Origin of the sequence: Caulobacter sp. CCH9-E1 (genome assembly GCF_001556515.1) — a bacterium.
Taxonomy (GTDB): Bacteria; Pseudomonadota; Alphaproteobacteria; order Caulobacterales; family Caulobacteraceae; genus Caulobacter.
Map to the genome: position 1 here is coordinate 1 of NZ_LSJA01000294.1, position 530 is coordinate 530.

The 530-nt window shown below is 66.0% G+C and carries 1 protein-coding gene; it reads right to left on the reverse strand.

Going from position 1 to position 530, the window contains the following annotated elements; all coding sequences use genetic code 11:
• Positions 1-530 (reverse strand): nucleotide sugar dehydrogenase (locus AX690_RS16510; RefSeq protein WP_156449708.1); only part of this gene is annotated, 530 nt, incomplete at both ends.

The following is a 530-nucleotide window of genomic DNA, read 5'->3' on the forward strand; positions in this document are numbered from 1 at the left end:
TTCGGTCAGGATGACCAGGGCGTCGGCGCCCTCGGCGGCTTCGTAGGCGCCGGCCTTGAAGTCGATCGCCGTCAGTAGCTTCTCGGCCTCGTGGCGGCCTTCGGGATCGAAGGCCTGGACCTGGGCGCCCAGGGCCTGCAGGGCCGGGATGATGTCGAGGCTCGGGGCGTCGCGCATGTCGTCGGTGTTGGGCTTGAAGGTAAGGCCCAGCACCCCGATCGTCTTGCCGGAGAGATCCTCCGAGCCGATCGCCTTGGCGACCTTGGCGGCCATCGCCTTCTTGCGCGCGTCATTGACCTCGACCGTGGTCTCGATCAGCCGGGTCGGGGCGCCATAGTCCTGGGCGGTCTTGACGAGAGCGATGGTGTCCTTCGGGAAGCAGCTGCCGCCGTAGCCGGGACCGGCGTTCAGGAACTTCGATCCGATCCGCTTGTCCAGGCCAATACCCTTGGCCACCGACTGGACGTCGGCGCCAACCTTCTCGCAGAGGTCGGCCATCTCGTTGATGAAGGTGATCTTCATCGCCAGGA